General features: G+C 39.3%; 19 protein-coding genes, 4 pseudogenes and 1 riboswitch. Of the genes and pseudogenes, 10 read left to right on the top strand and 13 right to left on the bottom strand.

What is annotated here, in order from left to right:
• The first annotated feature begins 676 nt into the window (after positions 1 to 676).
• The 6 genes from NSQ71_RS01165 (at position 677) to aroD (ending at position 8145) form a co-directional block, all read left to right on the top strand.
• Positions 677 to 2125, top strand: a complete 1449-nt coding sequence (locus NSQ71_RS01165) for an aldehyde dehydrogenase family protein (RefSeq protein WP_340732432.1) — start codon at positions 677 to 679, stop codon at positions 2123 to 2125.
• Positions 2126 to 2250: 125 nt separating this feature from the next.
• Positions 2251 to 3249 (top strand): zinc-dependent alcohol dehydrogenase, encoded by a 999-nt coding sequence (locus tag NSQ71_RS01160; RefSeq protein ID WP_340732431.1) that lies wholly within the window; start codon positions 2251 to 2253, stop codon positions 3247 to 3249.
• Positions 3246 to 5009, top strand: coding sequence for a thiamine pyrophosphate-binding protein (locus tag NSQ71_RS01155; RefSeq protein WP_340732428.1), 1764 nt, complete (start codon positions 3246 to 3248; stop codon positions 5007 to 5009). Before NSQ71_RS01160 ends, NSQ71_RS01155 begins: the two co-directional genes overlap by 4 nt.
• 32 nt (positions 5010 to 5041) lie before the next feature.
• Positions 5042 to 5860, top strand: coding sequence for a sugar phosphate isomerase/epimerase family protein (locus NSQ71_RS01150; protein WP_340734386.1), 819 nt, complete (start codon positions 5042 to 5044; stop codon positions 5858 to 5860).
• 1161 nt (positions 5861 to 7021) lie between these two features.
• Positions 7022 to 7261, top strand: a complete 240-nt coding sequence (locus NSQ71_RS01145) for a hypothetical protein (protein WP_340732426.1) — start codon at positions 7022 to 7024, stop codon at positions 7259 to 7261.
• A gap of 140 nt (positions 7262 to 7401) precedes the next feature.
• Positions 7402 to 8145: a type I 3-dehydroquinate dehydratase gene (gene aroD / locus NSQ71_RS01140; protein ID WP_340732424.1), complete on the top strand. Its 744-nt coding sequence runs from the start codon at positions 7402 to 7404 to the stop codon at positions 8143 to 8145.
• Positions 8146 to 8513: 368 nt separating this feature from the next.
• Here aroD and NSQ71_RS01135 read toward each other — a convergent pair whose 3' ends face one another.
• The 3 genes from NSQ71_RS01135 to NSQ71_RS01125 all read right to left on the bottom strand — a co-directional run bounded on the left by NSQ71_RS01135 (position 8514) and on the right by NSQ71_RS01125 (position 11598).
• Positions 8514 to 9134, bottom strand: coding sequence for an IS3 family transposase (locus NSQ71_RS01135; RefSeq protein ID WP_340732422.1), 621 nt, complete (start codon positions 9132 to 9134; stop codon positions 8514 to 8516).
• Positions 9135 to 9147: 13 nt separating this feature from the next.
• Positions 9148 to 9882, bottom strand: a complete 735-nt coding sequence (locus NSQ71_RS01130; protein ID WP_340732420.1) for a transposase — start codon at positions 9880 to 9882, stop codon at positions 9148 to 9150.
• 81 nt (positions 9883 to 9963) lie between these two features.
• Positions 9964 to 11598 (bottom strand): APC family permease, encoded by a 1635-nt coding sequence (locus NSQ71_RS01125; protein ID WP_340732418.1) that lies wholly within the window; start codon positions 11596 to 11598, stop codon positions 9964 to 9966.
• A gap of 144 nt (positions 11599 to 11742) precedes the next feature.
• Positions 11743 to 11886: riboswitch (cyclic di-AMP (ydaO/yuaA leader) on the bottom strand.
• A 391-nt stretch (positions 11887 to 12277) separates the two neighbouring features.
• On the opposite strand from NSQ71_RS01125, the gene NSQ71_RS01120 reads away from it, so the two are divergent.
• From NSQ71_RS01120 to NSQ71_RS01110, 3 genes are all read left to right on the top strand, one after another.
• A complete protein-coding gene (locus NSQ71_RS01120) occupies positions 12278 to 12427 on the top strand; it encodes a hypothetical protein (RefSeq protein ID WP_340732417.1) in 150 nt (49 codons plus the stop codon).
• 134 nt (positions 12428 to 12561) lie between these two features.
• Positions 12562 to 13677, top strand: coding sequence for an IS4 family transposase (locus tag NSQ71_RS01115; protein ID WP_339196354.1), 1116 nt, complete (start codon positions 12562 to 12564; stop codon positions 13675 to 13677).
• 143 nt (positions 13678 to 13820) lie between these two features.
• Positions 13821 to 14126 carry a hypothetical protein gene (locus NSQ71_RS01110; protein WP_340732412.1) on the top strand — a complete coding sequence of 102 codons (306 nt, stop codon included), beginning with the start codon at positions 13821 to 13823 and terminating at the stop codon, positions 14124 to 14126.
• A gap of 101 nt (positions 14127 to 14227) precedes the next feature.
• On the opposite strand, the gene NSQ71_RS01105 is transcribed toward NSQ71_RS01110, so the two are convergent.
• Complete coding sequence (locus NSQ71_RS01105; RefSeq protein WP_340732410.1) at positions 14228 to 14773, bottom strand: hypothetical protein; 546 nt, start codon at positions 14771 to 14773, stop codon at positions 14228 to 14230.
• Between the two features lie 184 nt (positions 14774 to 14957).
• Here NSQ71_RS01105 and NSQ71_RS01100 point away from each other — a divergent pair.
• Positions 14958 to 15449: pseudogene (locus NSQ71_RS01100) on the top strand (transposase); the annotation flags it as partial.
• Positions 15450 to 15451: 2 nt separating this feature from the next.
• Here the strand turns inward: NSQ71_RS01100 and NSQ71_RS01095 are convergent.
• The 9 genes and pseudogenes from NSQ71_RS01095 to sigW form a co-directional block, all read right to left on the bottom strand.
• Positions 15452 to 15833: pseudogene (locus tag NSQ71_RS01095) on the bottom strand (recombinase family protein); the annotation flags it as partial.
• A 354-nt stretch (positions 15834 to 16187) separates the two neighbouring features.
• Positions 16188 to 16650 (bottom strand): annotated as a pseudogene (locus NSQ71_RS01090) (transposase); the annotation flags it as partial.
• 634 nt (positions 16651 to 17284) lie between these two features.
• Positions 17285 to 17487: pseudogene (locus NSQ71_RS01085) on the bottom strand (heteromeric transposase endonuclease subunit TnsA); the annotation flags it as partial.
• A gap of 158 nt (positions 17488 to 17645) precedes the next feature.
• On the bottom strand, positions 17646 to 19448 hold the full coding sequence (glmS, locus tag NSQ71_RS01080) for a glutamine--fructose-6-phosphate transaminase (isomerizing) (RefSeq protein WP_066251722.1): 1803 nt from the start codon (positions 19446 to 19448) through the stop codon (positions 17646 to 17648).
• Positions 19449 to 20684: 1236 nt separating this feature from the next.
• Complete coding sequence (gene glmM, locus NSQ71_RS01075; RefSeq protein WP_063388716.1) at positions 20685 to 22031, bottom strand: phosphoglucosamine mutase; 1347 nt, start codon at positions 22029 to 22031, stop codon at positions 20685 to 20687.
• Between the two features lie 29 nt (positions 22032 to 22060).
• Positions 22061 to 23419: a CdaR family protein gene (locus NSQ71_RS01070; protein WP_340732404.1), complete on the bottom strand. Its 1359-nt coding sequence runs from the start codon at positions 23417 to 23419 to the stop codon at positions 22061 to 22063.
• Positions 23412 to 24230 (bottom strand): diadenylate cyclase CdaA, encoded by an 819-nt coding sequence (gene cdaA, locus NSQ71_RS01065; protein ID WP_063388714.1) that lies wholly within the window; start codon positions 24228 to 24230, stop codon positions 23412 to 23414. The genes NSQ71_RS01070 and cdaA overlap by 8 nt, the downstream gene beginning before the upstream one ends.
• 156 nt (positions 24231 to 24386) lie before the next feature.
• Positions 24387 to 24989, bottom strand: a complete 603-nt coding sequence (locus tag NSQ71_RS01060) for an anti-sigma factor family protein (protein WP_327848511.1) — start codon at positions 24987 to 24989, stop codon at positions 24387 to 24389.
• A gap of 14 nt (positions 24990 to 25003) precedes the next feature.
• Positions 25004 to 25567: an RNA polymerase sigma factor SigW gene (gene sigW / locus NSQ71_RS01055; protein WP_144598450.1), complete on the bottom strand. Its 564-nt coding sequence runs from the start codon at positions 25565 to 25567 to the stop codon at positions 25004 to 25006.
• Positions 25568 to 25626: the final 59 nt, after the last annotated feature.

Below are 25626 nucleotides of genomic sequence, written 5' to 3'. Positions count from 1 at the left end.
TTCAAGTCAATAGCGAGAAGATGAAAAAGTAGTTGGAAATCTTTATTCCGTAGCCATGTAGATATTTTTAACACCGATACCTGTAAAAAAGGACACATGATTTATTACATTAGATCGATCTAATATTTAATTCATTCTATATAAGATTGATCAAATTAGCTATCTTAAGCTCATTTAGAAAAAAGCTCAATTGGCTATTCTTGTAAGGGAGGTGGACTTCAGCTGCTACCGCCCTCATAATATACGTATTATTCTTACTATAACCAATCCACGGTTAAACTAAGAGGTTGGTAATATTACTTTAACATTTTAATTAGATCGATTTATTAGATTGATCTAACACGATAATTATTTCTATTTCTTCCTAAGTAGCTTAAATGCTTCAAAAAATGGAAGTATTTGTTTTGCGACTTCTATATATGAAGTGAATGGGAAAATGTCCTCCTAATATTCTCCATATTTACTATAGAAGCAACGAACCAGCTCAACATGAAATGGAAGCATTTGATCTTCCCTCATATTTCCCTCATATATAGATGTCATAGCTACATAAAAAGAGAAATCAATAAGTATTAGAACTTATCTTAACATGTATTCTAACAAGGCTATCTCAGGAATGTCCCCACATGTAAATATTTAATGGTTACTAATAATATTCAAAAAAGTTGGTGAAAAAATGATTAAAACGACTGTAAAAAGAGCACAGCCTTATGTTAATGGAAAATGGATTTCTTCGGAACGTGAAACCGTTTCTATCAAAAGCCCTTACTCTGGAGAAGTAATTGGTGAACAAATCCTAGCAACGCAAGATGATGTTGAAAGGGCTTTGGCATCTGCTTATAAAGCTAAAAAACACATTGCCAATATACCTTCTTATGAACGAGCTAAGATTTTAAAACGAGCAGCCATGTTACTAGAACAAGAGAAAAAAAGATTCGCTCAGCTTATTTCTCTTGAGCTAGGAAAACCGTTAAAAAACACGCTTGATGAAGTATCACGTTCCATCGAAACATTAGAGTTGTCAGGTGAAGAAGCGAAACGATTAATAGGAGAAACATTACCTGGTGATGCCTCTGAGAGAGGAACAAAAGCAATCGCTTCTACCTTCCGTGTACCAGTTGGTGTTGTAGCGGCCATTACGCCGTTTAATGCCCCACTGAACCTTGTTTGTCATAAAGTTGGCCCTGCCTTTGCAGCAGGTAATAGTGTGGTTTTAAAGCCAGCCCCTCAAACAACTTTAGTTGCCACTGAACTTTTAAAGCTGTTGTTGGAGGCAGGACTTCCTGAAAACGCTGTTAATATGGTTCTTGGCGGAGTGGAAGTTGGGCAGCAAATTGTAAAAGATGACCGCATCAATGTCATTTCATTTACCGGCGGAATAGTTGCCAGCAGAAATATATGCGAATTAGCCGGCATGAAAAAAGTACTTCTTGAGTTAGGTGGAAATGCCTCTACTATCGTCCATGAGGATGCTGATTTAAAGCGTGCCGCTAATATGTGTGCTAGAACAGGATTCAGTAATTCAGGACAAAGCTGCATTTCCGTACAAAGAATCTATGTGCATCAATCAGTTGTTCCGGAATTTATTGAGCTTTTAAAGGAAGAAGTATTAAAGCTTAAAATTGGAGATCCTTTATTGCCTGATACGGATGTTGGGTGTTTAGTAGATACAAATGCAGCGAAACGGGTGATGGAATGGATTGATGAGGCAGTCCATTTAGGGGCGACCATAATATGCGGCGGTAAAAGACATGGAGCAACCGTAGAACCAACTGTTCTATTAAATCCTCCTAAACATAGCAAAGTTGTTTGTCAGGAAGTGTTTGGACCCGTTGTAAGTATTATTCCTTATGAAACAATTGAAGAAGCAATTGCAGAGACAAATGACTCTTCCTTTGGACTTCAGGCAGGACTTTTTACGAATCAAATGGATTTAGCTTACAAAGTAGCTCACTCACTTGAAGTCGGCGGTGTGGTTATTAATGGAACTTCGAATTTCAGACTGGATCACTGGCCATACGGCGGCGTGAAGAATAGTGGAATTGGACGCGAAGGTCCTCGCTATGCTATTGAGGAAATGACGGAAACGAAAATGATCGTACTTCACCTTCCCGTTAATGAGTAAAGGAAGAGTGAACATCAAAATAATAGCATATAAGAAGATGGTAAATAATGGGTAAAAACGACTCGTTTGCGCCCTATTATCTGAAAGAAATTAGAGAGTAGTTGAACAGACTGGTGGTGAAGAAGATGCTGGGATTATATTTGAATAAACCAGGTGATTTAGAAATGAAAGTGCTTCCATCTTCATCTTTTTTGAAAGAGGATGAAGTGAAAGTGAAATTGATTTATGGCGGAATCTGTGGATCGGATATTGGGGCTTATAAAGGGAAACTTCCATATGTTTCTTATCCGATCCGGCCAGGCCATGAGTTGTTAGGAACGATTATAGAGGCAGGTAAAGACACGAATTATACGGTTGGAACGAAAGTAGTGATTGCGCCCAACTCATTTTGCGGGGAATGTGATTTGTGCGTGAAAGGTAAAACAAATATTTGCCGACACAAGCAATCGCTAGGTGTGAATACGGATGGAGGATTTTCAGAGGAGTTTGTGATTTCGTCAAAATACGTATTGCCTATACCTGACGGGCTGTCTGATGAGAGAGCCGTGTTGATCGAACCGTTTGCAGTGATTGTTCATGCATTTAAAAAGGTTGCGATCACAACAGGAACTTCTGTAGCCGTTATTGGCTGCGGTACTGAGGGAATGCTGGCTATTGCATTGGCCACTTATTTAGGAGCGCAGGTAACAGCCATCGATATTAGCCAGGAGAAACTAGATAAGGTAAAGAGTTTCGGGGACATCAGAACCGCACATCCTGGGGACATTCGAGATGAAACCTTCGAGGTTGTCATCGAAGCGGCAGGGGTCAAGCAATCAGTGGAACAGGCGATGGAAATAGCGAGTCCTGGCGGATCTGTGTTGTTAATCGGGCTAACACCCGAAGCGAATTTCCCTGTTGTGAGAGTGGTTAGAAATGAATTGACGTTATATGGATCGATCATTTATCACTTCCCAGCGGATTTCTCGCAGACGCTGGAATATTTAAAGCAGGATGATTTTTATGTAGAACCGATCATTTCGGAGATCATCTCTTTCAAAGAGTATAAACGGGCTTATGAAATGGCGGCTTCAGGAAAGTATGGAAAAATTATTTTGAGCTTTAAGGAGGAACATAGGCAATGAAAGATCTTATTTCCCATCAATTAGTCAAATATCTAGAAGATAGAGGAATTGAACACATTTTTGGTCTTTGTGGACATACAAATATTGCGGTGTTAACTGCTTTAGAAAATAGTTCTATTAAGTTTATTAATGTCAGACATGAACAAATCGCTGCTCATATGGCTGACGGATATGCCAGAGCAAAAAAGCAAACGGCAGTGGTATTGAGCCATTTGGGTCCGGGTTTAACAAATGCGGCAACCGGAGTGGCGAATGCAGCTTTAGACTCCATTCCGATGGTCGTCATTGCAGGGGACGTTCCAAGCCATTACTACGGAAAGCATCCACATCAAGAAGTGAATCTTCATGCGGATGCATCCCAATATGAAATCTACCGTCCGTTTGTGAAACGCGCTTGGCGTGTAGAACGTCCTGATCTATTCCCGGAAATTTTGGAAAAGGCATTCCAATTAGCAGAAAGTGGGAGACCTGGACCCGTTTTAGTATCCGTGCCGATGGACATTTTTTCAAAAGAAGTTGATGTGGAACGCTTTGAAAAGTTGAAGAATCATACAAAAAAATTGCACAAACCTTCCATTGATAACGAGACAGCTGTACAAATCATTGAAAGATTAGTCGGTGCTAAAAATCCTTTGATTTATGTAGGTGGAGGGATCATTCTAGCGAATGCATCCCAAGAATTAAAAGAATTGGTCGACCATCTGAGTATCCCTGTTGCTTATAGTTTAATGGGTAAGGGTGCCATTTCCGATGATCATCCGTTTACTTTAGGGATGACGGGCTTTTGGGGTACCGAATTCATTAATAACATGTGCCGAAATGCCGACTTGATTTTAGCTTTGGGTACACGCTTTGCTGAAGCTGATTGTAGTTCATGGGAAAACGAATATACGTTTAATATCCCAACTACAAAGCTGATTCACATCGATATCGATCCAAATGAAATAGGAAGAAACTATCCAGCGGAAATTGGAGTCGTTGCCGATTTAAAACAAGCCCTCACCGTGATCAACCGTGTTGCAAAAGACATCGTACCAAACGGAAGGCAAAATGAAGCATTAAAACAACAAATTGCGGCTAATAAAGAAGAGTTTAATAGAAAGAATCAAGAGCATATTCAAAATAACTCCTATCCGATGACACCGCAGCGGATTTTACAAGAGGTTCGCGAGGTATTGCCGAAAGATGCTTATATTACTACCGATGTAGGATGGAACAAGAATGGAGTAGGACAGCAGTTTCCTGTTTATGAAGCAGGAACCGTTCTTACACCAGGCGGATTTGCCACGATGGGGTTCGGTGCTCCGGCTGCCCTTGGGGCGAAAATTGCGCAACCAGATAAAGTGGTTATTTCATTAGTAGGTGATGGCGGTTTCGGTCAAAACCCAGCTTTCCTGGCCACAGCATTTGAAGAGAACATTCCGGTTGTTTGGGTTATCATGAATAACTACGCTTTTGGTACGATTGCCGGCTTGCAAAAAGCCCACTTTGGAACGACTCTAGGTACTTTGTTCCAAAAGGATGGCAAACCTTATTCGCCAGATTATGCCGCGATAGCAAGAGCATATGGGATTGAAGGGGTAAAAATTCAATCTGCTGATGAATTTAAGCCTGTATTAAAGCAAGCTATTGAATCAAATAAACCGTTTGTTATTGATGTTGAAATGCAGAATATTCCGACTCCAACCGCGGGACATTGGAATATCATGGATATTTATTCTCCGAATAAGAAGGTTCACCACGTAGCTGTTGAACTCTAAAGATCAACGCACGATTGGAGGAATAAATGAAGATGACAAGACAATTTTCCCTAGCCCACCTTACAGTGCTAGGCTGTTCACCGCCTGAGATGACTTATATCGCTGCGCGAGCCGGCTATGATTTCGTCAGCTTCAGACCCATCTACATGGGTCTGCCTGGCGAACCCAACTACGAGTTGGCTAAAAACAAGGAGATGCTACGGCAAACCAAAGCCGCACTTTCCGAAACGGGCGTCAAGCTTCTTGACATCGAATTGGCGAGGATCTACGATGGGGTCGATCCGAAAAGCTATCTGCCTGCCATGGAAGTCGCTGCTGAACTCGGTGGACGCCATGTTCTTAGTAGCATCTGGACTAACGATCGTAATTATTATATCGAGCGTTTTATCGAACTTTGCGAGTTAGCCAAACCTTTCGGACTGACAGTAGAACTGGAATTCGTTCCAATTGCTAGTGTCTCTAACCTTGCGGGAACACTTGACGTTCTTCGCACAGCAAAGCAGGAGAATGCCGGTCTTATGATAGATATACATCATTTCCACCGCTCAGGTGATAAGGCTGAGGATTTGGATGAGGTACCACGCGAATGGTTCCGTTATCTCCATCTTTGTGATGCACCTGCGGAAATTCCTACCTCGAAAGAAGAGATGACCAAAATCCTTCGTGAGGCACGTTTGTATGTAGGAGAGGGTGGTATTGATATTGCGAGCATCGTAAATCGGATTCCTGAGATTCCTTATTCGATTGAGCTGCCACACGCCAAACGCGCTAAGGAATTGGGTTTTGAGGAACATGCGCGGCGTTGCTTGCAAACGGCAAAAGACTATCTCGATGCTCATCCTCGTACGTAGCATATCTCTCAGCAAATGAAGGAAGAAAAATTACCCTTTGTCTGACATGATAACAGGTAAATGACACCATGAGTTCGCGTCTAAATATAAAGGCTGTTTCTATAGAGCCCACTTCGTAGCCAAAATCAACAATTAAATTAGGTCAAATTTGCGGATTTGGGGTCGAAAGCTATCTCCTTGGCCTGAGAGTAGCCGTAGCTCGATAGGATAGCATGATCATGTTGGGAATTGAAGGAAGCCGACTACTTGGTCATTCCAGAAGGAGAATATCATCAGCATGTAAACTTTGGTGATGAGCCGTTTTAGTTATTATGGTGGTACACTCCTAAAGGACAGTTGCCGAAAGATTAATGAATACGCTACTATGTTAGGAGAGTGGATAGATCTTCAGCTATCTGACTATCTTAAGCTTAGTGGTATTCAAATACACTTAACCGCAAGAAAATTGGACAGTTGATGTTTTTGTTACTAGTTATGTAATTGAAACTTATCGAAGGGTTTGTGGTATCCCTTTCATCAATTTGGCAATCTCTTTATCGAATCGTTTCACTTCAGCGATAGATGAACTGTCCTTTTTCATGAAATGGTCATGATGGGACTTCAAGCTTACGTCTAACCAACAAGCATTTGTGACTCCTCCTAGATGTCTTCCTCGTTATCAGCATCCAAGGAAAAGAAGCCCATTATGAGCTCTACACTCACTTCTTTCACATCAGCGCAACCAGTTAGACCTTCAATAATGAACCGTGAGTAGCAGGATTTTTAAGAATTACACCGAAGTTTCTGAAAAGAGGATAAGCTAGATCCCGATACGATCTTGTCGGTTCCTATTGTCCCAAAAGCAGGCCTGAATATCTATAAAAAATGACGGAGCTTGCGATGGAGCCTCCTTCATCCCCCGCCATTTACGATATTAATATTTTATAAGGTAATTTAAATAAGCAGTAGGGAACATCCCCTTTCGAAAGTAAATAACAATTACATCTTATCTTTCCTATGGCTTCCCCATCAAATGGGTAAAACAAAAAATTATTCGATGGGAAGCCAAAAGGCTGCCTAGTTAAAAAAACTATAGGGACCAAGAGAGATTTCAGAGGATCCGGATCAACTGGAAATTCTTCTAGAAAGAGCTCTTACTACTAATATACGAGGAGGTTCTATATGTATCCTGGTAATAGTGAAATATTCAGTGCTTTAGGTTATGATGCCTTAGATTTAATTTTTGGGATTAACTCAAAACTTTTATCGGAAGTAGAAAAGAGAGATTTAATACACTTAGCAGTGCTAGAAGACAAGAACGAAGAAATAAAAAACAGAATTCAAGATATTTTAGAAAGGGATATTGATGACACTGCGAAGAAAAATATGTTGCTAGAGTTGTTGTTAAAAGAGAAGAGGTAACTAAATCAGTGAGGAGGTAGTGGCGAGATAACATCTAGAAGGCGTACAAACAATGAAATTTCTTAAGATGACTGGTACCTTGGAAGTTACCCAATTAGGGGAAGAAATTTATCCATCTTGAATTTTAGGAGGACTTATGAATGTTTGATGAAAAAAAACTTCCATATATATGCACACCGTTAACAGGTAAAAGCACCGATGAAATTCTTGCTGAACTAACAAACATTGTACCTAAAAAGCCTGATTTGATTGAGTGGCGTGTTGATTTTTATGATGAGCTTATCAAGTTTGATAAGGTATTGTTTACTGCCCAGAAAATCTCTAATAATAGCAATGGTATTCCGATTCTTTTCACCATTCGATCCCATAAAGAAGGCGGCCAACAAATTTCTTTAACTGAAGACGAGAAGGTTGAGTTGCTTAGTGAGATATGTAAGAGTGATGCTATCGATATCATTGACTATGAAGTGTCGAATGAGCCTGAACATATTAGACATTTAAGAGAGGTTTCGAAGGATTATCGGAAAAAACTCATATTATCTTATCACAATTTTGAGTTCACACCTGAAAAGTCAGAAATATTTAAGCGCTTACTGATGGCGGAATTTTACGGTGCAGATATTGCAAAAACGGCGGTTATGCCTAAAAATAATAAAGATGTTTTAACTTTATTAGAAGTGACAAGAGAAGCAAAAGAAGTATTGAACATCCCAATTATCACAATGTCTATGGGGGAATTGGGTTCAGTAAGTAGAATGTTAGGTTGGGTTTATGGATCTGCAGTAACCTTTGCTGTCGGGGAAAAAAGTTCAGCCCCTGGTCAAGTCCCAATTGAAAATCTAAAAAAAGTGATTGAAGTAATAAAAGAATCTATGGGATATTAGTCAGATAAAGAACTCATATCAAAAGGGAATTATAAGTTTGGAGTAAACTAAAAATGAAATACATATCCGTTCCCTTCGGATGTTATCGTTTTTTTCAATTCATTTCTTATGGTTGTAGAAAGGTGGCAATTATTTGATTGCTAAAGCTAAACTGTAATGCACCCCTTTGTCAAGACACAAATTGATAATATTTAAGTTATCCATTCTCTCCTTTCGCTATGAATGTGGTGCGTGTGCAAAAAAGGCTTGACATGGAGCCTCTACGGGCACGATTTTTTGCGCTGGAGCGATGGACAGATAACATCGCATGGCTAAAACAGCCTATCATGCCCGTCTCTCCATATAAAGCCTCTCATCACGTTCGATGGTTAGGATGCTTGAGCCATCTTAGGTTGCTTGTACACTGTTGCTGGCGTCAAATAGTCCAAGGATTGGTGAGGTCGGTCTGTATTATAGAACGTAACATAGCGTCGAATGCCTTTTCGCAACTCTTTAGGATTCTCGAATTCATTGAGATAGATACATTCATACTTTAAAGCTCTAAAGAATCGTTCCGTACGACTATTGTCTGTTGCTCGTCCTTTGCCATCCATTGATACCTGGATGCCATACTCTTTCAACAGCCCGAGATAGTCAGCGTTTGTAAAATGGCTGCCCTGGTCACTATTGATGATGGCCGGCTTACCATGACGCAATGCCCGCTTCAGACAGTCGATGACAAATCCTTTCTCCAGCGTACTAGATAACTCGTAATCGATCACTTTGCGGCTGAACCAGTCGATGATGGTAAACAGGTACATAAAGCCCCGTCCCATACGAAGGTAGGTGATATCCACTCCCCATACATGGTTCGGACGGGTGATCTCCAATCCACGGAGCAGGTAAGGCCAGCAGTACTTGGCATGTAGCCTCTTACTAAGGTTGGGTTTAGGGTAAATAGCTTGTATACCCATAAGGCGCATGAGACGGCGTACGCGTTTATGATTCACATCAAATCCTTTCTCACGAAGTTTCGCAGTCATGCACATGATATTTATCAATGACGATACAGGCCTCTGGGAATATAGATTTAACAGCTTTATGGAAGGGATCCCACATATCCATAACAACGGTATGAACACATTTATTAGACAGAATCTTCTTGGCAAGTAAGATCTGAGTTGAACGATAACTCCGTTGATGTTCCATACCAAGCACACTCCCGGATTGGGTATCCATAAGAACTGTTTCATATCGGTGACCCTTTCGGACAGCGATCTCATCAAGGCTAAGGATTAATTCATTGTTTTCTAAAACACTTTCAAGAGTTTCTAAATGCTCCTTCTCTTTTTCTTTAGCAACGGAATAAAATATTCTTTCAACGGTTGTATAAGGTATTTTTTCCTTTCGACTCACTTCTTGGATAGTAGAGCCAATGCACATTTCGTACAGATATTCTCTGTACCGATTGGTCTGATGCTTATTAGGACTGATAGATTCAAATGTTTGTGAAAATACCTCATTACAGTTGTGACAACGGTATCTATACACTCTGACAAATAAGAAAAGGGGCTTACCTAATACGGACAAGTCACGAACCTTTCTTGTCCGCCAGTCATGGACATGACTAGAAAAAAAACCGCAGTAAGAACAGCGTTCTTCTGTAGTATTTTTCTCGACATGTAACAAATTGCAATCTTCAAGAAACACTTGTTTAACAACTTCAAATTCTGGCAAATCTAGTGATACGGAAAACACTTTAGAACCTCCTGTTATGTTAAGTCACGCTAACATTATTGCCAGGAATTCGTGAGTGTTTTCCTTATTTTTTGGGTTAAATCACAAAATGTGGTGATGAATCATAATTTTCAGCTCGATATCTGGATACAACTTATACCATTTGTCGCGTATTTTCTGTTCTTCTTCTTCGGCAAAAACAATTGTAATGGCTGTAATATCGTCTGAAATACTTTTTGCATATTGTACAGATTGATCAACGACTTTACTAATGCCTGAAATCGGGATGATCACCTTTGGAGTCACAATTTCTTTTGTTTCAGTCCGATCACTTTTATCCAATTTTAATTGCTGAGCTAATGTTTCATAATGAGCATGAATTTTGTTAAACAAGACAACGATCAATGGAATGGCTACAATCACTAACCATGCACCGTGTGTAAATTTCGCTATAACGGTAATGATCGTTACTAATCCTGTAGCAATTGTTCCAGTGATAATGATCGACAATGTGGCCATATTGCTTTTCGATTTTTCTTTCCATATTTTTTTAATCATACCGTATTGACCGATCGTAAAGGAAAGAAATACTCCGACTGCATACAGCGGGATCAGAGAATGTGTTTTACCATGGAATACGATAATTAAAATGATCGCTAAAATACTTAAGAGAATAATTCCATTGGAAAACACCAAACGATCTCCGCGCGCTGCTAAACTTCTCGGCAAATAACGGTCAGTAGCTATAATCGAAACAAGCTGCGGAAATCCGGCAAAACTTGTATTCGCAGCTAATACTAAAATTAACATGGTGATCATCTGAAAAATATAAAATAATATGCTATTGCCAAAGACGTGACTTCCAATTTGAGAAATGACAGTCTTATGTTCGGCTGGGGTCACTCCGAAGCCGGCACTTAAAATTGTAATACCTAGAAACATGAAGCCTAACAGTAAAGACATCCATCCCATTGTAATTGCAGCATTTCTGGAACTGTTAGGTCTAAACGATGGCACACCGTTGCTAATGGCTTCCACTCCTGTCATTGCTGAACAACCGGATGAAAAAGACCTTAATAAAATAAACACTCCGTATCCACTAGCGAAGAAATGTTCAGGTGTAGCGTGATTTGCATAATTAAAACCATGCCATCCTTCATTATATAATTTCCATCCTCCTGCAATAATGAGAACTAGTACTGAAATAATAAATAAATAGGTTGGATAGGCAAATACAGTGGCTGATTCGGTAATTCCTCGCAAATTTAAAATCATGAGCAATAATACAAGAGCGACGGCTATTTCCACTTTCCAAGTAAGCAATGCTGGAAAAGCAGAAGTAAGAGCCGCAACGGCTGAGCTAATACTAACCGCAACCGTAAGAACATAATCAATCATTAATGCTGCGCCTGCTACTAGGCTTGTGGTGGTATTGATGTGGTCTCTTGCCACTACATAAGCTCCGCCTCCTGATGGGAAGGCATAAATGATTTGTCTATAGGATAAAGTCACAATGACTAAAAGCCCTACAATCGCCAAAGCTATGGGTAAGGAATAAAAAAACACGCTGGTTCCTAATATCATCAATACTAATAATATTTCTTCTGTTGCATACGCTACGGAAGACAATGCATCCGAAGAAAATACTGCCAATGCTTTCCATTTTGGTAATTTTTCATGTTTCAATCGTTTCGTTTCCATTGGCGAACCGATGAATAACCGTTTCAAATAAGCCATTTTCAAGATTCCTTCTTTCTTAAAAGTATTAGGCTTTTTCCTCTCTTATAGCTTGATGAACTGTATGGACTTTTATGTGCATCTTCATAAACATAAAAAACCACTGAGGATGTACTCAGTGGCCAAAAAGACATCATTCAACTTACATCCCTCCCAAAACGCTTACGAGGTTAGCTGTCGGATTAGGACTATGAGAGTAGCCCCTCCTTTTTCAAGGATTCACCCCAAGTAACAAAACGTTACAAAATGGTTCCCCCGCTCCTCAAAAGGATTCAGCGATTTAATCATATTCAATTTTACAGAAATTATCTTACTCAGTTTATGAAAAGTTGTAAAGAGATAAATAATCGTTGCCATGTAAATGGGTAAGGCGTTAAAACTTTTATATCGCCCTGATTTTTAAACAATTATTATATATTTTTTAAACAGTTTTATTATTCGTGTACAAAATTGTCTAGTTTTGTAAAAAATTTTGATTAAATTTATACGGATAATCTTGGTAAACGAAAAAAGCGTGCAGTTTTAGAATTTATAAAACGACAATTTCAAGATCATAAGCTATATGGCAGCAGGAGACGAGAATATAGGGATGAAGGATTTTTTGTTGAATTTAATATTATATAATCAAAACCGTCTATGAATTGAATAAGGACAGGTATATTTAGAAGGCGGGAGTGAAATGTCTGAAATTACATTCTTAGCGTCATCTAAACCATTTGAAATTCCTGATGAAATTCAAGCATACAATAATCGTACTGTATTTGAACGAATAGAAGATTGGATGAGTCTAAGTGTTAGAGAAGTAGATACTTATGGATGGGATCACTAGCATTGCAGTAATTAAATCTGATGATTCAAAATACTAAGAATGTTCAATTTTTTATTGATTTCGAAACAAAAAAATCCTTTACAATGGAAGTACAGGTGGTTCCTGTCCAAATCCAATCGTAAAGGATAAGCGTTATGGACAAGAATACACTAATTTCATCATTTGGTAAATGGGTTTCACCCATAAATATTCAAAAACTTAGCGAACAAGTCAAAGAATTGAAACAGGACTATTACACAAAAAAGCTGACAACAGAAGCCTATATTAAACTTTTATTGGTAGCCCAGCTGCTCGAATTTAAGAGCTTAGAGGAAATGAGTGATGCACTTGTAGACGAAGATCTTCAAAAAGCACTCGGATTTGAATCGATAAGTGCCTCTCAGCTATCCCGAAAAAACAATCAGATCCACCCACTAATTCTTGCAAATTTGTTCTTGGATCTTGTTTGGAAAATTCAACGGTACCATTATAAAAACGGAAAGAATATGCCACTGAAAATCATTGATTCAAGTACACTCCCGTTGAACTTGACCAATTATAAATGGGCAAAATTCCGGAAAACAAAAGCTGGTGTAAAGCTACACTTACGGCTCGTTTTCATGGATAAAGACACCGTCTATCCTGAAAAAGCAGTGATTACGACAGCAAAAGAACATGACCGAAATCAACTCGAAGTCCTAGTGGATGATCAAGAAGCCATGTATGTGTTTGACCGCGGTTATGTGGACTATGAACGTTTTGACCGGATGACAGATGATGGCTATTTCTTCGTTTCAAGACTGAAGAAAAACGCAGTCATTCGTGAAGTCTATACATTTTCACTTCCTGATGATTGTCACGTTCTATCCGATAAAATGGTCTACATTGGTACCACACAAAATCGTACTGAAAATGTCTTTCGTCTACTAGAAGTTATGGACACAAAAGGGAACTTACTTCGTTTCATCACCAACCGATTTGATTTAAAACCAGAAGAGATAAGTGATATTTACCGATCTCGCTGGGCTATTGAACTCTTTTTCAAATGGCTCAAGCAACACGTAGAAATTAAGCACTTTTATGGAATGAGTGAAACAGCTATTCAAAATCAAATTTTCTTAGCCCTGATCACGTATTGCTTACATGTTCTCATTCAATTGGAGATGAAAAGTAAGAAATCCCTACTTCGAATTACTCGTTGGTTAAAGAGAGCTCTGTGGAAACCAGCTTATGTTTGGTTGCGAAAATTTGATGGGCGAGCCAGTCCATAATCTCCCTTTTGTCGTTGTCGCTCTGGTTTAACTGTATATATTTACCAAATGGGCAATGCCACCTTTCTTTAGGTTTTGTCTTTTTGGCACAAATTCACAAAAAATAATTAACAGAAAATTCTAACTATATTTATGCAATGCTAATGGGATGGGATGAATTTATAAAAAACCTTTTTAATCTTCCATACATTTACGAAATCTCTGGTGCGGGTAATCAATTATTTTTGTTATATCTTGAAAAATATATGGAAGTAGGAGATGTTTTAGAGCTTTTACATATTCCAAATCAACACGATTTCAAAATTTATCAGCAAAGATTAATGGGAAATCCCGAACCAATTGTAATTAATGTTGGTAGTTTAACGTATCAAGATATTTATGGCACCTATCAGTTAAATCCCAAAAAATGGGTAGAAGAATTAAGTTATAAAAATTATTTAACTGAATAGAATATGGAGTTACAACTATTGTTAAGTATTAATGGACTTATTGAGTTAAGTATCCAGTGAGATGGGTTTATCATGTTTTTTCGATAAACCTATTTTTTTACTTAGTGAGCTTTATAAGTTATTGATATTTTTTGGTATTTATCTGGTTCCATGTAATCAAATGCATAATGTATGAATAATTTATTCGGTTCTTCCCACTCTAATTTAAATGCTTTATTTGTGAATGGTTTAAATCCATCGTCCGTATTTATGTCAGCCAAATGTATCATGAATAGTTTAGAATCTGATAATTGGTAGAGTTCCCCATGGCCAGTTTCAATGATTAAGAATTTCTCCTTTTTATCTGGTGATGTAAAAGTAATATATTCTGCATCACTAGACATTATCCAGTTAAGTAAAGGGATAATCAATAAAAACAAACCAATTGCTGCGACAATACCTTTAAGTGCTTTATCTTTTTGCTTATAATTAATTAAATAAACGCCAGAAAAGACCGTTGTAAATATGAAGAGAAGATTGAGAAATTGATGACTAATTCCAACTGACGGGGTGCCCAACTGTATGTAAATCCCGTTCATAGATAGTAAAGTTAAAATGAACAAAAATATTAGACTACAAACTAAAATAATTTTTATGGATGTCTTCATTCTTTTCATCACCTCAATCATTCCTAATTTTGCAGTTTATTCCAGCTTTATTTATTGAGTGAATTTCAAAATTCCAAGTCCTTGTGGCCCAAGGGTTTCAAAATATAAAAAAGGAAGTACCTCCCCAAGTCTTGTATAATGGTAATTGACGAGAAAACCAAAAAAGACTGGAGGCTTACTCCCTGTGACCATTATACGACAAATGAGTTTGTTTGGCATCCAGCAATTATATGAGATGGAACCTACCCATCGATACGATGCCATTATTTCAGCTATAAATCTTGATAAAATCTGCTATTCAGTAACCAAGAAGTCCCATCTTGGACCTGAAGAATTAAACTAGGCAGCCATGGTGATTTCAGTTTTTGTGCGGTATGTTGAACGAATCCCAACCGTTAAAGATCTTGTGAAACGGTTGAATGAAGACATTGCTTTTAAGTTAAATTGCGGTTTTCTCGTATCAGATAACACGCCTTCTGAGGCCTCTTATTCCCGGCTTATTACCAAACTGAAAGAGTCGAACATTTTGGAAGAAGTACAGGAACAAGTGATCACCCAGGCGGTAGCCGAAGGGTTTATCACGGATGACACAGTTGCCATCGATGCCACTCATTTTGAGGCTCGTGACCAGGCGCCTCCAAAGGAAGAAAAGCCTAAAACCGAACCGAAAAAACGCGTAATATCCACCCCATACTTCTGTAACTCTCGATGAATCAACACTCTCACCATGTCAGAGCGCCACAACCGACTTGTGTTTAACACCACGACATACTTAATTTGGAGAGAAGAAAGGTGGGGCTAACATCTCTTGTAAGCCCACCCTGTCCACTTCCAACGCTTCTTCATTAATTTTTGCCCCGCTGATTCCTTCATCTCTAAAAATGTATTTCAAGTTCCATCCATTTGCTTTACAATACGTTTTAATTTCATCTTCTTGATACTTTAAACTATATCCATCTTTCGCTTGTCCTTGCGTCGAGACTCGTATATACCCGACAACATTTAACGTTACATCCCCCCCGTTACGAAAATTACAATTTATGTAACGCTTGTTAACAATGACGAGTATTATACGACCGTCTCTAGTGAAAATACAATACAAAAGTAATTTGCCAGCTTTTTATTGTCACAATCAGTTAAAAGTTTATACCCTCTTTCTTGCCACGAGAAAGCTTTCTCTCGTGTTTTAAAGCATACTCGAAGGGTATTAGTGTTGTTAATAGTTTCACCATGCATCACAGCCAAACTCATAGTAGGCGGAACCATTATGAAGTCAGAATTAAAATGTTGGAAAAAACGATATATAAATTTTCTCGTAATTGCACTTTATTATTTGATACATCTGTTAGTTTTAAAATAAAAACCTTGAAAGGCATAAAGCCAATCAAGTGAAACCTAATGTTTCTTTCGTTTACCGAAAGTAGCTTTCGATCGACCAGCGTTTCGCATAGTATTCAAGAATAGCCTGACCGCTCAGTTCCGTGTCTGTACTCAAAAAACAACGCAAATGTTCGCTCGTCATCGGTTGATTGGTTTTCCAACAAAACAATACCACTGCATTTGGAATGTCGTTCAATGCTCCTTCGTAGCGATACACTCGATACGTTTCCCCTCCCACGGTCACGAGGTGGGTATCGGAAACATCGATGTAACGGGCAAATTCTTTGGCGGATTGACGAATTCCTTGTGGATACAAGATGCGGTTGGTTTTCAGTGCTCGCGATGACATACCATCCTTTCGTTAGGCACGTTTCAATGAGCGATTTCGATGTATACCAAGAATCAAACAGAACATAGACACGATGGTTCCACCCATGGAGCGATTGGATCATTTGGCGTGCGAGAGCGATTTGACTAATTCCTGATGTCTTATCGTGTTTTTTGCAAAATAAAAGTGCAGAGAATTGCAAAATCCTTATGCAGTGATATGAATGGGGCTTTACATGGAAGAGGAGCCATGATAACCTTTTTTGGTTTTGCCAAAACTTGCTCCTCTTGCAATTTCATTTCTTGTCGGAGCTTGCATGATAACCTTTTTTGGTTTTGCCAAAACTGTTGAAGCTGGCGCTTGGCTAAAGAATCATGGCTACAGAGAATCCATGTCAAGCCCTTGATGGATAGATCACATACATATATGTATATTTATTCAAAATTTTGATAAAGATATACTGCAACACTCTGTATTTTTTTCTTGCAGAAAACAAACTAAACTTTTTGAGCTAGTAATAACTTTACAAAAATTTTATAAATCACCGTAAAAAAGATTAAATGAATTGTTTACTTTTTCCTGACTTTTTAAAGATTTTTACTATATTTTTCTCTTTTCTAAACAAAATAAGATTGAATTGTAAGTTAATAGAAAAGAAAGGAGAAAAGGAGAATGGATGAAAGAGTTTTAGAGGTTCAAAGATGACTGAATAAAACCTATGGCGGTAGAGCTGGTTTTAATGAAGTGACTGAAGACGGAATTACTGGGTGGAAAACGGTCTATCGCTTAATCCGGGCACTACAATTGGAAATGACAATTGTTTCTTCCAACGGCAATAAAGGAAACTGTTCTCCAATATCAACATAAAAATCAGAATATTCAGTTAAATAAAAGTGGTTTCGTTCTAAATCTGATAAAAACTCGTGCTGCCTATTCGTTTTAATTCCCTTTAAATGAGCAGAGCGATCTAGTAAAGGTCGTCTTGAATGTTTAACCAATGCCAATATCAAAACCTATACTTGAGCAACGATCTACTTAAATCAGCTTTAAATGTTCTTCTTTTGGACATAAAAACACCCCTTTAGACAATCATAATCTAAAGGGGTAAAACTGTGCAATTTTTTATGACTTTATTCAAAGCCACATATCCACTGCCCAATTGCTTTATTCGACTGTTACGCTTTTGGCTAGGTTGCGTGGTTTGTCGACGTCGCAGCCGCGGTGAAGGGCAGCGTAGTATGCAATGAGCTGCATTGGAATGACGGCAACAAGCGGAGTTAGATCTTCATGAACTTTTGGCAAGATGAAACGGTCATCATCTTCTTCAAGTCCTTTCATGGAAATAACGCATGGATATGCACCGCGGGCAACAACTTCTTTTACATTTCCGCGAATGCTTAAGTTTACATGCTCTTGGGTTGATAAAGCAATGACCGGTGTTCCGTTCTCAATTAACGCAATGGTTCCATGCTTTAACTCGCCGCCGGCAAATCCTTCCGCTTGAATGTAGGAAATTTCTTTTAATTTGAGCGCGCCTTCTAAGCAGACGTAATAGTCAACGGCACGGCCGATAAAGAAGCAGTTTCGAGCTGTCAAAAGATAGTCTCGGGCAATTTGTTCCATTTCATCCTTTTGGCCGCATAGTGTTTCCATTGCATTCGAAATAATGGCAAGTTCTTGCAATAGGTTAAAATCAAGCTTGATTCCTTTTGTTTCAGCTGCAACAGCTGCTAAAATGGCAAGAACCGCAATTTGTGCTGTATATGCTTTTGTAGACGCAACCGCAATTTCAGGTCCGGCATGAAGCAGCAGCGTATAGTCCGCCTCACGGGAAAGAGTTGAACCCGGAACATTCGTTATAGTTAATGCTTTATGTCCAAGCTCCTTCACTTGAACAAGCACCGCACGGCTGTCTGCCGTTTCTCCGCTTTGTGAAATGAAAATAAACAGCGGATTATTTGATAAAAGCGGCATATTGTATGAAAATTCACTGGCAACGTGCACTTCTGTCGGTACTTTTGCCCATTTTTCGATTAATTGCTTTCCTACAAGCCCTGCGTGATAGCTCGTTCCGCACGCTATAATATAAATGCGGTCCGCTTCATGAACAGCTTGAACAATTTCTTGATCAATTTTTAATTGATCGTGTTCGTCTTGATATTTTTGAATAATTTTACGTATAACAAGCGGTTGTTCATCAATTTCTTTCAACATGTAGTGAGGGTATGTTCCTTTTTCAATGTCGCTTGCATCAAGTTCAGCAGTATATGGAGCGCGTTCTATTACGTCCCCGTTTAAATTTTTGATTGTCACTTGATCACGAGTGACAATAACGATTTCTTTATCCATTAATTCGACAAATTGATTTGTTACTTGCAGCATTGCCATGGCGTCTGAAGCAACAACATTAAAGTCTCCGCCAAGTCCCACAAGAAGAGGGCTTTTGTTTTTCGCAACATAGATCACGTCTCGGTTATTTTCATCTAATAGAGCGATCGCATAAGATCCCTTCAACAAGGATAATGTTTGGCGAAATGCTTCTTCGACACTTAAACCTTTGTTGACAAATTGTTCAATTGTTTGAACAATAACTTCCGTATCCGTTTCACTTTTTAATTCAACATTTTGTAAATACTCACGCTTTACTTGCAAATAGTTTTCAATGACACCGTTATGCACAAGTGTAAAGCGTTTGGATGCACTTTGGTGAGGATGCGCATTTTCTTTGCTAGGCGCTCCATGAGTAGCCCACCGTGTGTGGCCAATTCCGATGGAAGCTGAAACACTTCTGTCCACACCTTCACGAAGCTCCGCAATGCGTCCTTTTTCTTTAAATACATATGTTCCTTCTCCGTTTAATACTGCAATACCTGCAGAGTCGTAGCCTCTGTATTCTAATTTTTCCAAACCGCGCAATAAAATTTCCTTGCAGTCTTGTTGTCCGATATATCCTACAATTCCGCACATAGTCTTAGTTTCCTCCCCATTTAAAGGGGACAAAAGAAGCCTGAACAACTGGGGACAGATCTCTTTCCAGCCATCAAAGCTTCTCTGTCCCCTCACACATGTTTTGTAAAATGTATCCCGTTATGTCACAGTCTTTTTGTGCAAAGAGTCGCCTCTTTGTTTTAAGACGTGACTTTACGGCTGTACGGGAAGGCAACCGGGAGGCATCCGCCGAAACTTCGATAAACCTCCTCCTCGTCAACTAAGCAGATGTCCGCTCCTGCTTAGTCCAGGCGCTTTACAATAAAAAATTTTCTAACTGCCCACCTTTCTATTCTAGAATGTGCTAAAACAATTTATATATTACAATATGGAAAAGCAGTTCGTCAATTCATTTCTGTCTTTCCATATTGTATTATATGATTTCAAGCGTTTCCTCGATACAATGAATATTCAATAAAGAAAGGGAGCTTGCCTCCCCACAACCTCCTGAAAGCAACCGGCATCCGCCAGCTACTTTCAGATAAAAATCGAAAAATAAATCGAGTAGGAGGGAGCGATTAACTCCCGTCCTCTCACACCACCGTACGTACGGTTCCGTATACGGCGGTTCAATTAAGATAATTGACGCAAGTCTTTATAACTTCCGTGAATAGCTGTTCTCTTTATGCCAGTGGTCACTCCACCCTCCAAGAGATCTCCCACGGGATTCACCGCTTCCTCCCTCAAGTGAGGTACTACGTTTTCTGTGTTCATCATGACTCACTGAATGCCAAGGGCTATTCTCTCTTAATTGTTCGGTCCTTCTTAGTTGTTCTAGACCAACTAATACTATGACCTCTGCTGACTTCTGACGGTTCAGCTATCTATCACTAGATAGGTTACCAAGGTTACTTGGCGTGCCAGCCAGACCTCCCCGGGTAAGAGTGTAATCTTTCCTTCCATCCATCTGCTTCATTTACTCTGTATCACCTTCGGCAGAAAGGGCTTTGTTTTGTCTTGCAAACTCACCCAGTGATACCTAGCCTCATATGAAGTTCGTGTTCCTCAGACCGGAAGTTTGCCGCTCGCTTCCTTCAGATTCCGCGTCACCACGGACACCCTTGCGTTAAGCTAACTGCTACTTCTGCCTTCGCAGCTCGGGACTTTCACCCTATAGATTACACCCATGCCGGGCGCACAAGCAAGTGGAGAAAAACGCATTGTTTTTCTCCACTTATTTATTTTAGAGACTTACCGGACAGCCCCGTCTCTTCATCATTCAACGCCCATTTCCGCTTTGATGACTTCCACAATTTTTTTCACGTACCGCTGGCATTCATCTTCCGTCGGCGCTTCGGCCATTACACGAACGAGCGGTTCTGTTCCGGAAGGACGTACGAGAATTCTTCCATTTCCGTTCATTTCTTTTTCTACTTCTTCTATAACAGCTTTTACTTTTTCATTTTCCATGACAGCCTGCTTGTCCTGCACCTTTACATTGATCAAAAGCTGCGGGAATTTTTTCATTTCACTCGCAAGTTCAGAGAGCTTTTTGCCTTTTGTCTTCATTATGTTGACAAGCTGAATCGCTGTTAAAAGACCGTCACCCGTCGTATTGTAGTCAAGAAAAATAATATGTCCGGATTGCTCTCCACCTAAATTGTAGTTGTTCTTCTTCATCGCTTCGACAACATAGCGATCGCCGACAGCGGTTTGAACGCTTTTTAGTCCATTTGCCTCCAAAGCTTTATAAAAGCCTAGGTTGCTCATAACTGTCGATACAACAGTGTCCCCGTTCAGCATTCCCTGCTCTTTTAAATATTTGGCGCAAATAAACATAATTTGATCCCCATCAACAATTTTTCCGTTCTCATCAATGGCAATCAAACGGTCCCCATCACCGTCAAACGCTAAACCTATATCTGCTTCTTTTTCTTTCACAAATTCCGCTAACGTTTCTGGATGAGTAGACCCAACCCCATCGTTAATATTCAGGCCATTTGGAGATGCACCGATTGTCGAAACATCTGCATCCAAGTCGGCAAAAAGATGTGTAGCTAGTGATGATGTGGCTCCGTGCGCACAGTCCAAAGCGATATGTAAACCAGTGAACTCTTCGTCAACCGTCTGTTTTAAATATTGCAAGTATTTTTGTACGCCTTCAAAATAATCGCTCACTTGCCCCAGATCAGAGCCGGTCGGTCTAGGAAGGTTATCTTCTTCTTGATCGAGCAGCGCTTCAATTTCTTCTTCTTGTTCATCGGAAAGCTTAAAACCATCAGGGCCAAAAAATTTTATTCCGTTATCTTGAACAGGATTATGCGAAGCGGAGATCATGATGCCTGCTTCGGCCCCTAATGCCTTTGTCAAATAAGCAACACCTGGTGTGCTAATGACTCCAAGCCTCATTACCTCGGCACCAATGGAAAGAAGCCCGGCAACTAAAGCACCCTCAAGCATATGACCTGAAATGCGGGTATCCCGGCCAATCAACACTTTTGGTCTATTTTTATCTTTTGTTAACACGTACCCGCCAAAGCGTCCTATTTTAAACGCTAATTCAGGAGTGAGTTCACTGTTGGCAACTCCTCTTACTCCGTCTGTACCGAAATATTTTCCCATGAATCATCGCTCCTTTTAAAAAATATCACTTAATTTGAAGCTTCTTCAGCAGACTTTTTCTGTTCAGATGGTTCAACTGAATCGTTATTTTCTTCTATTTGATTTCTTCTTTCATTATCTGCTTCTTCCAACGAGTTTTCTTTATTGGATAAGCGAATCTTCACTTTTTCACTCGATAAAACTGTCGAGAGGTTGTAACGGTTTTTGGCCTCCACATTTACTACATGTTCTCCTTCATCTAACCCTGCAACATTCACATACAATTCGATGTCAGATTCTTTTACGTTTTTCAAAACACTGTCTTTTCCTCGCAAAACAACATCCAGCTTTCCTGTATCCGGATCAATAAATTCAATTTCCTGATCGTTTCCTAAACCGATGACTTTGATCGGCACCTGTTTAAACGTCTTTTCTGCTCGTTTTTCAATATCTATTTTAATTTGAACTTTATTCGGGACAACGTTTGTCACTCCATCCGGAGCCGGAACATCAGCTTCAACTGTCGCATTTTCTTTGATTTTGCTTAAGTCGACCGATACATCATCAATAGACTCTATTTGCTCTAGCACATCCTTTGGACCATAAATTGTCACTTGGCTAGGGATCGATTGAATCGATGATATGCTCAGTCCATCAGAAAGCTTTCCTGTTGTTTTGATTTTTAAGGGTACAGATTTCGATTTCGTTGGGCTTTCTACCGGCACTGTGACGGTAACCGCTGACGGTTCGATTGTAACAGGCAGGATGTTCCCATTTGCATCGTATACTGTCACTTTTGACTTCTGTACAACTGTTCCATCAGCACCTTCCAAACTTACTGTTGCTTTCACAACAGCTACAGCATCAATATGCTCTTTTGCGCCTGTAATTTTTACACTGTCCGGTTTAACAATCGGACGCTCCGCAATGTAGCCTTCCTTCATTTTGTTTTTATTAATGACATCCACTTCAACCGGAAAATTTTCAGATACCTTTTCATGAATACCTACTGTAATGACAGCCGGATCAATGTCAACCTCCAATTGGTCAGACAAGTTTTTATGTTTCAAACGGACGCTGTGGGTGCCAACGGATAAATCCGTTAAATCTGCAAAAATTTCAAAGTCCTTGACTTGTTTTGTCGTAGTGACAATACTTTTGGGCCCTTCAATCGTAACGGTGACGGTTTGGGGAATACCGGTGACAACAAATGCACGGTCATCATAGTATACGTTTACGGGCACATCTGTAATTGTAGCTGTTTCGGTTGTGGATGGCGACTGAAATATATTGTATTTTTCTTCATTATTCGAAGCAGGCGATTCTATATTCACTGAAGCATATAGCATGAGCGCTAGCAACAATGCAATGATGCGCATAAACCAGTTGCTATTCATTAATTTATCCATTCTTTTTCACCCTCCATTGCCAGCGGCTAGAGGAAGCAGCTTTCGTACGGTTAAACTCAGCCAAGAGCATCTCCTTTAACGTTTCTGGAGTTAAATGTCTATGCAGCTCACCATCCTTGGCAATCGATATACCGCCTGTTTCTTCAGAAACAATGATAGTTATACTATCGGTTACTTCACTAATTCCCACTGCAGCGCGATGGCGTGTGCCCAGCTCCTTCGATATAAACGGGCTTTCGGAAAGCGGCAAATAACAGGCAGCAGCGGACACTTGATCTTTTTGTATAATAACTGCACCATCATGTAAAGGGGTATTGGGGATAAAAATATTAATTAATAGTTCAGCAGAAATATGGGCATTTAGCGGTATACCGGTCTCAACATAATCCTCCATTCCTATTTTTCGTTCAATCGAAATGAGAGCACCGATTCTCCTTTTCGCCATATACTCAACAGCTTTTGCTATTGCTTCGGTCATGTTTGTTTGCCCATCATCTTCCTGGCTAGCTGCCCTTGCAAATAGACGCCCCCTTCCTAATTGCTCAAGGGCTCTGCGAAACTCCGGCTGGAAAATAATGATGATAGCCAAAAAACCCCAAATCAACACTTGGTCCATTAACCATTGCAAAGTATTCAAGCCTAAATATTGGCTTAACACTCTAACGATAATGATTACGATAATTCCTTTTAAAAGCTGAACAGCTTTCGTTCCACGAATCACCATAATCAATTTATAGATAACGAACCAAACGAGGAGAATATCAATGACATCTATGAGGTAATGCAAAAGAGAAAAATCCCCTAAGGTCATATTGTTTTCCTCCAATAGTTCATCAAATCGCGATTGATCTATTCTAATCAAACTTCTAGGTTTGAAAATCTCTCTAATCAAAATTCCACTTTATTATATCATAACTTTTCCTAAATGCACTTAAACATAAAAATAGACCATCCTACTAAAGATGGCCTATTGTTTAAAAACCTCTGACAGAGTCGATTTTACTTCATACCACAGCCACTCAAACAATTCGTTTATTTCCTCAACCTCTCCGGTAACTTGACCAGCAGAAGCCAAATATTGGTCTCCGTTAATCACCGTTACATTTCCTTCAACTTTTCCTTCTATTTTAATATCACCGTTTTTAACAGTAATATCACCTTTCACCGTTTCTCCTTCAGGCACAATAACAGTACGGTTGTCAACAACCAAATTATCATACTTTGTTACGCTGAATTGGCTTTCTTCATAAGAAGCAAATAAACTTCCAGTCATTAGAATAACAAATAGTGCAGCGGCTGAAAAGAAAGGATGATTTCGGAACCAGCGTCTAGTTGAGACCGTACGCTTTTCTTTCGGCAATTTTTCTAACACCTTTTGCGTAAAATCTGTCGGTGCTTCAACATGTGAGATACTCTTGACAAACGCTACAGCTTTTTCCAATTCTTGATAATGTGCCTTGCAATCCTCACAAGATTGCAAGTGTTTTTTTAACTCACGGCCTTCATCCTCATGCAAATCCCCGTCCAAATACTTATGGATCATCTCCACTACATGCTTAGGACATTTCATCTTACTCACCCCAATCACAAATGCCTTAATTGTTTGCGTAAAGCCTCCCGTCCCCGGTGTATTCTTGTTTTAACTGTTCCGACTGGAAGTTCCAATATCTCTGCGATTTCTTGCAAGGATAGCTCCTCAATATATCTCAATACGATGACTGATCGATATTTATCCGGCAGTTTTAAAATTTCTTTTTGAATCGTTTCTTGCAGTTCAATTGCTTCAACTTCTTTTTCAGGCATTGCAATATCAGATGATACTTGGGAGTACATTGTTAAGCCTTCAGTCCCCGCAACTTCTGCATCTAAATAATAGTCGGGCTTCTTTTTCCGAATACGATCAATCGATAAATTGGTTGCAATCCGATAAATCCATGTAGAAAATTTTTTGTTCATATCAAATGAATGGATGTTCATATACACTCTTATAAATGCTTCCTGTGCTATGTCCTCAGCTTCATGGACGTTTCCCAGCATTCGATAACAAAGTTGAAAAATTTTATCTTTATATAATTCAACAACTTCTGCAAATGCATTTTGGTCGCCTTTTTTAATTTGTTTGATCTTTTTATTTATAAATTCTTCCATTTTTCTACCTCCGCAGTTGCGGGTACATCATGATACGAATTCGTTCCCCAAAGGTTTCA

The sequence above is a fragment of the Aeribacillus sp. FSL M8-0235 genome, assembly GCF_038000355.1.
In the GTDB taxonomy this organism is placed as follows: Bacteria; Bacillota; Bacilli; order Bacillales; family Aeribacillaceae; genus Aeribacillus; species Aeribacillus composti.
The sequence above is the reverse complement of the archived record's forward strand: the minus strand, read 5'-3'. Positions and strand labels throughout refer to the sequence as shown.

What these genes read in the sequence shown, in the direction of transcription:
- cdaA (WP_063388714.1), bottom strand. Translation starts at nt 24,230, where the DNA reads ATGACCTTAGGGGATTTTTCTCTTTTGCATTACCTCATAGATGTCATT.
- NSQ71_RS01150 (WP_340734386.1), top strand. Translation starts at nt 5,042, where the DNA reads ATGACAAGACAATTTTCCCTAGCCCACCTTACAGTGCTAGGCTGTTCA.
- NSQ71_RS01155 (WP_340732428.1), top strand. Translation starts at nt 3,246, where the DNA reads ATGAAAGATCTTATTTCCCATCAATTAGTCAAATATCTAGAAGATAGA.
- aroD (WP_340732424.1), top strand. Translation starts at nt 7,402, where the DNA reads ATGTTTGATGAAAAAAAACTTCCATATATATGCACACCGTTAACAGGT.
- NSQ71_RS01110 (WP_340732412.1), top strand. Translation starts at nt 13,821, where the DNA reads ATGGGATGGGATGAATTTATAAAAAACCTTTTTAATCTTCCATACATT.
- NSQ71_RS01060 (WP_327848511.1), bottom strand. Translation starts at nt 24,989, where the DNA reads ATGAAATGTCCTAAGCATGTAGTGGAGATGATCCATAAGTATTTGGAC.
- NSQ71_RS01120 (WP_340732417.1), top strand. Translation starts at nt 12,278, where the DNA reads ATGTCTGAAATTACATTCTTAGCGTCATCTAAACCATTTGAAATTCCT.
- NSQ71_RS01070 (WP_340732404.1), bottom strand. Translation starts at nt 23,419, where the DNA reads ATGGATAAATTAATGAATAGCAACTGGTTTATGCGCATCATTGCATTG.
- NSQ71_RS01160 (WP_340732431.1), top strand. Translation starts at nt 2,251, where the DNA reads ATGCTGGGATTATATTTGAATAAACCAGGTGATTTAGAAATGAAAGTG.
- NSQ71_RS01105 (WP_340732410.1), bottom strand. Translation starts at nt 14,773, where the DNA reads ATGAAGACATCCATAAAAATTATTTTAGTTTGTAGTCTAATATTTTTG.
- NSQ71_RS01165 (WP_340732432.1), top strand. Translation starts at nt 677, where the DNA reads ATGATTAAAACGACTGTAAAAAGAGCACAGCCTTATGTTAATGGAAAA.
- NSQ71_RS01145 (WP_340732426.1), top strand. Translation starts at nt 7,022, where the DNA reads ATGTATCCTGGTAATAGTGAAATATTCAGTGCTTTAGGTTATGATGCC.
- glmM (WP_063388716.1), bottom strand. Translation starts at nt 22,031, where the DNA reads ATGGGAAAATATTTCGGTACAGACGGAGTAAGAGGAGTTGCCAACAGT.
- glmS (WP_066251722.1), bottom strand. Translation starts at nt 19,448, where the DNA reads ATGTGCGGAATTGTAGGATATATCGGACAACAAGACTGCAAGGAAATT.
- NSQ71_RS01115 (WP_339196354.1), top strand. Translation starts at nt 12,562, where the DNA reads ATGGACAAGAATACACTAATTTCATCATTTGGTAAATGGGTTTCACCC.
- sigW (WP_144598450.1), bottom strand. Translation starts at nt 25,567, where the DNA reads ATGGAAGAATTTATAAATAAAAAGATCAAACAAATTAAAAAAGGCGAC.
- NSQ71_RS01125 (WP_340732418.1), bottom strand. Translation starts at nt 11,598, where the DNA reads ATGGCTTATTTGAAACGGTTATTCATCGGTTCGCCAATGGAAACGAAA.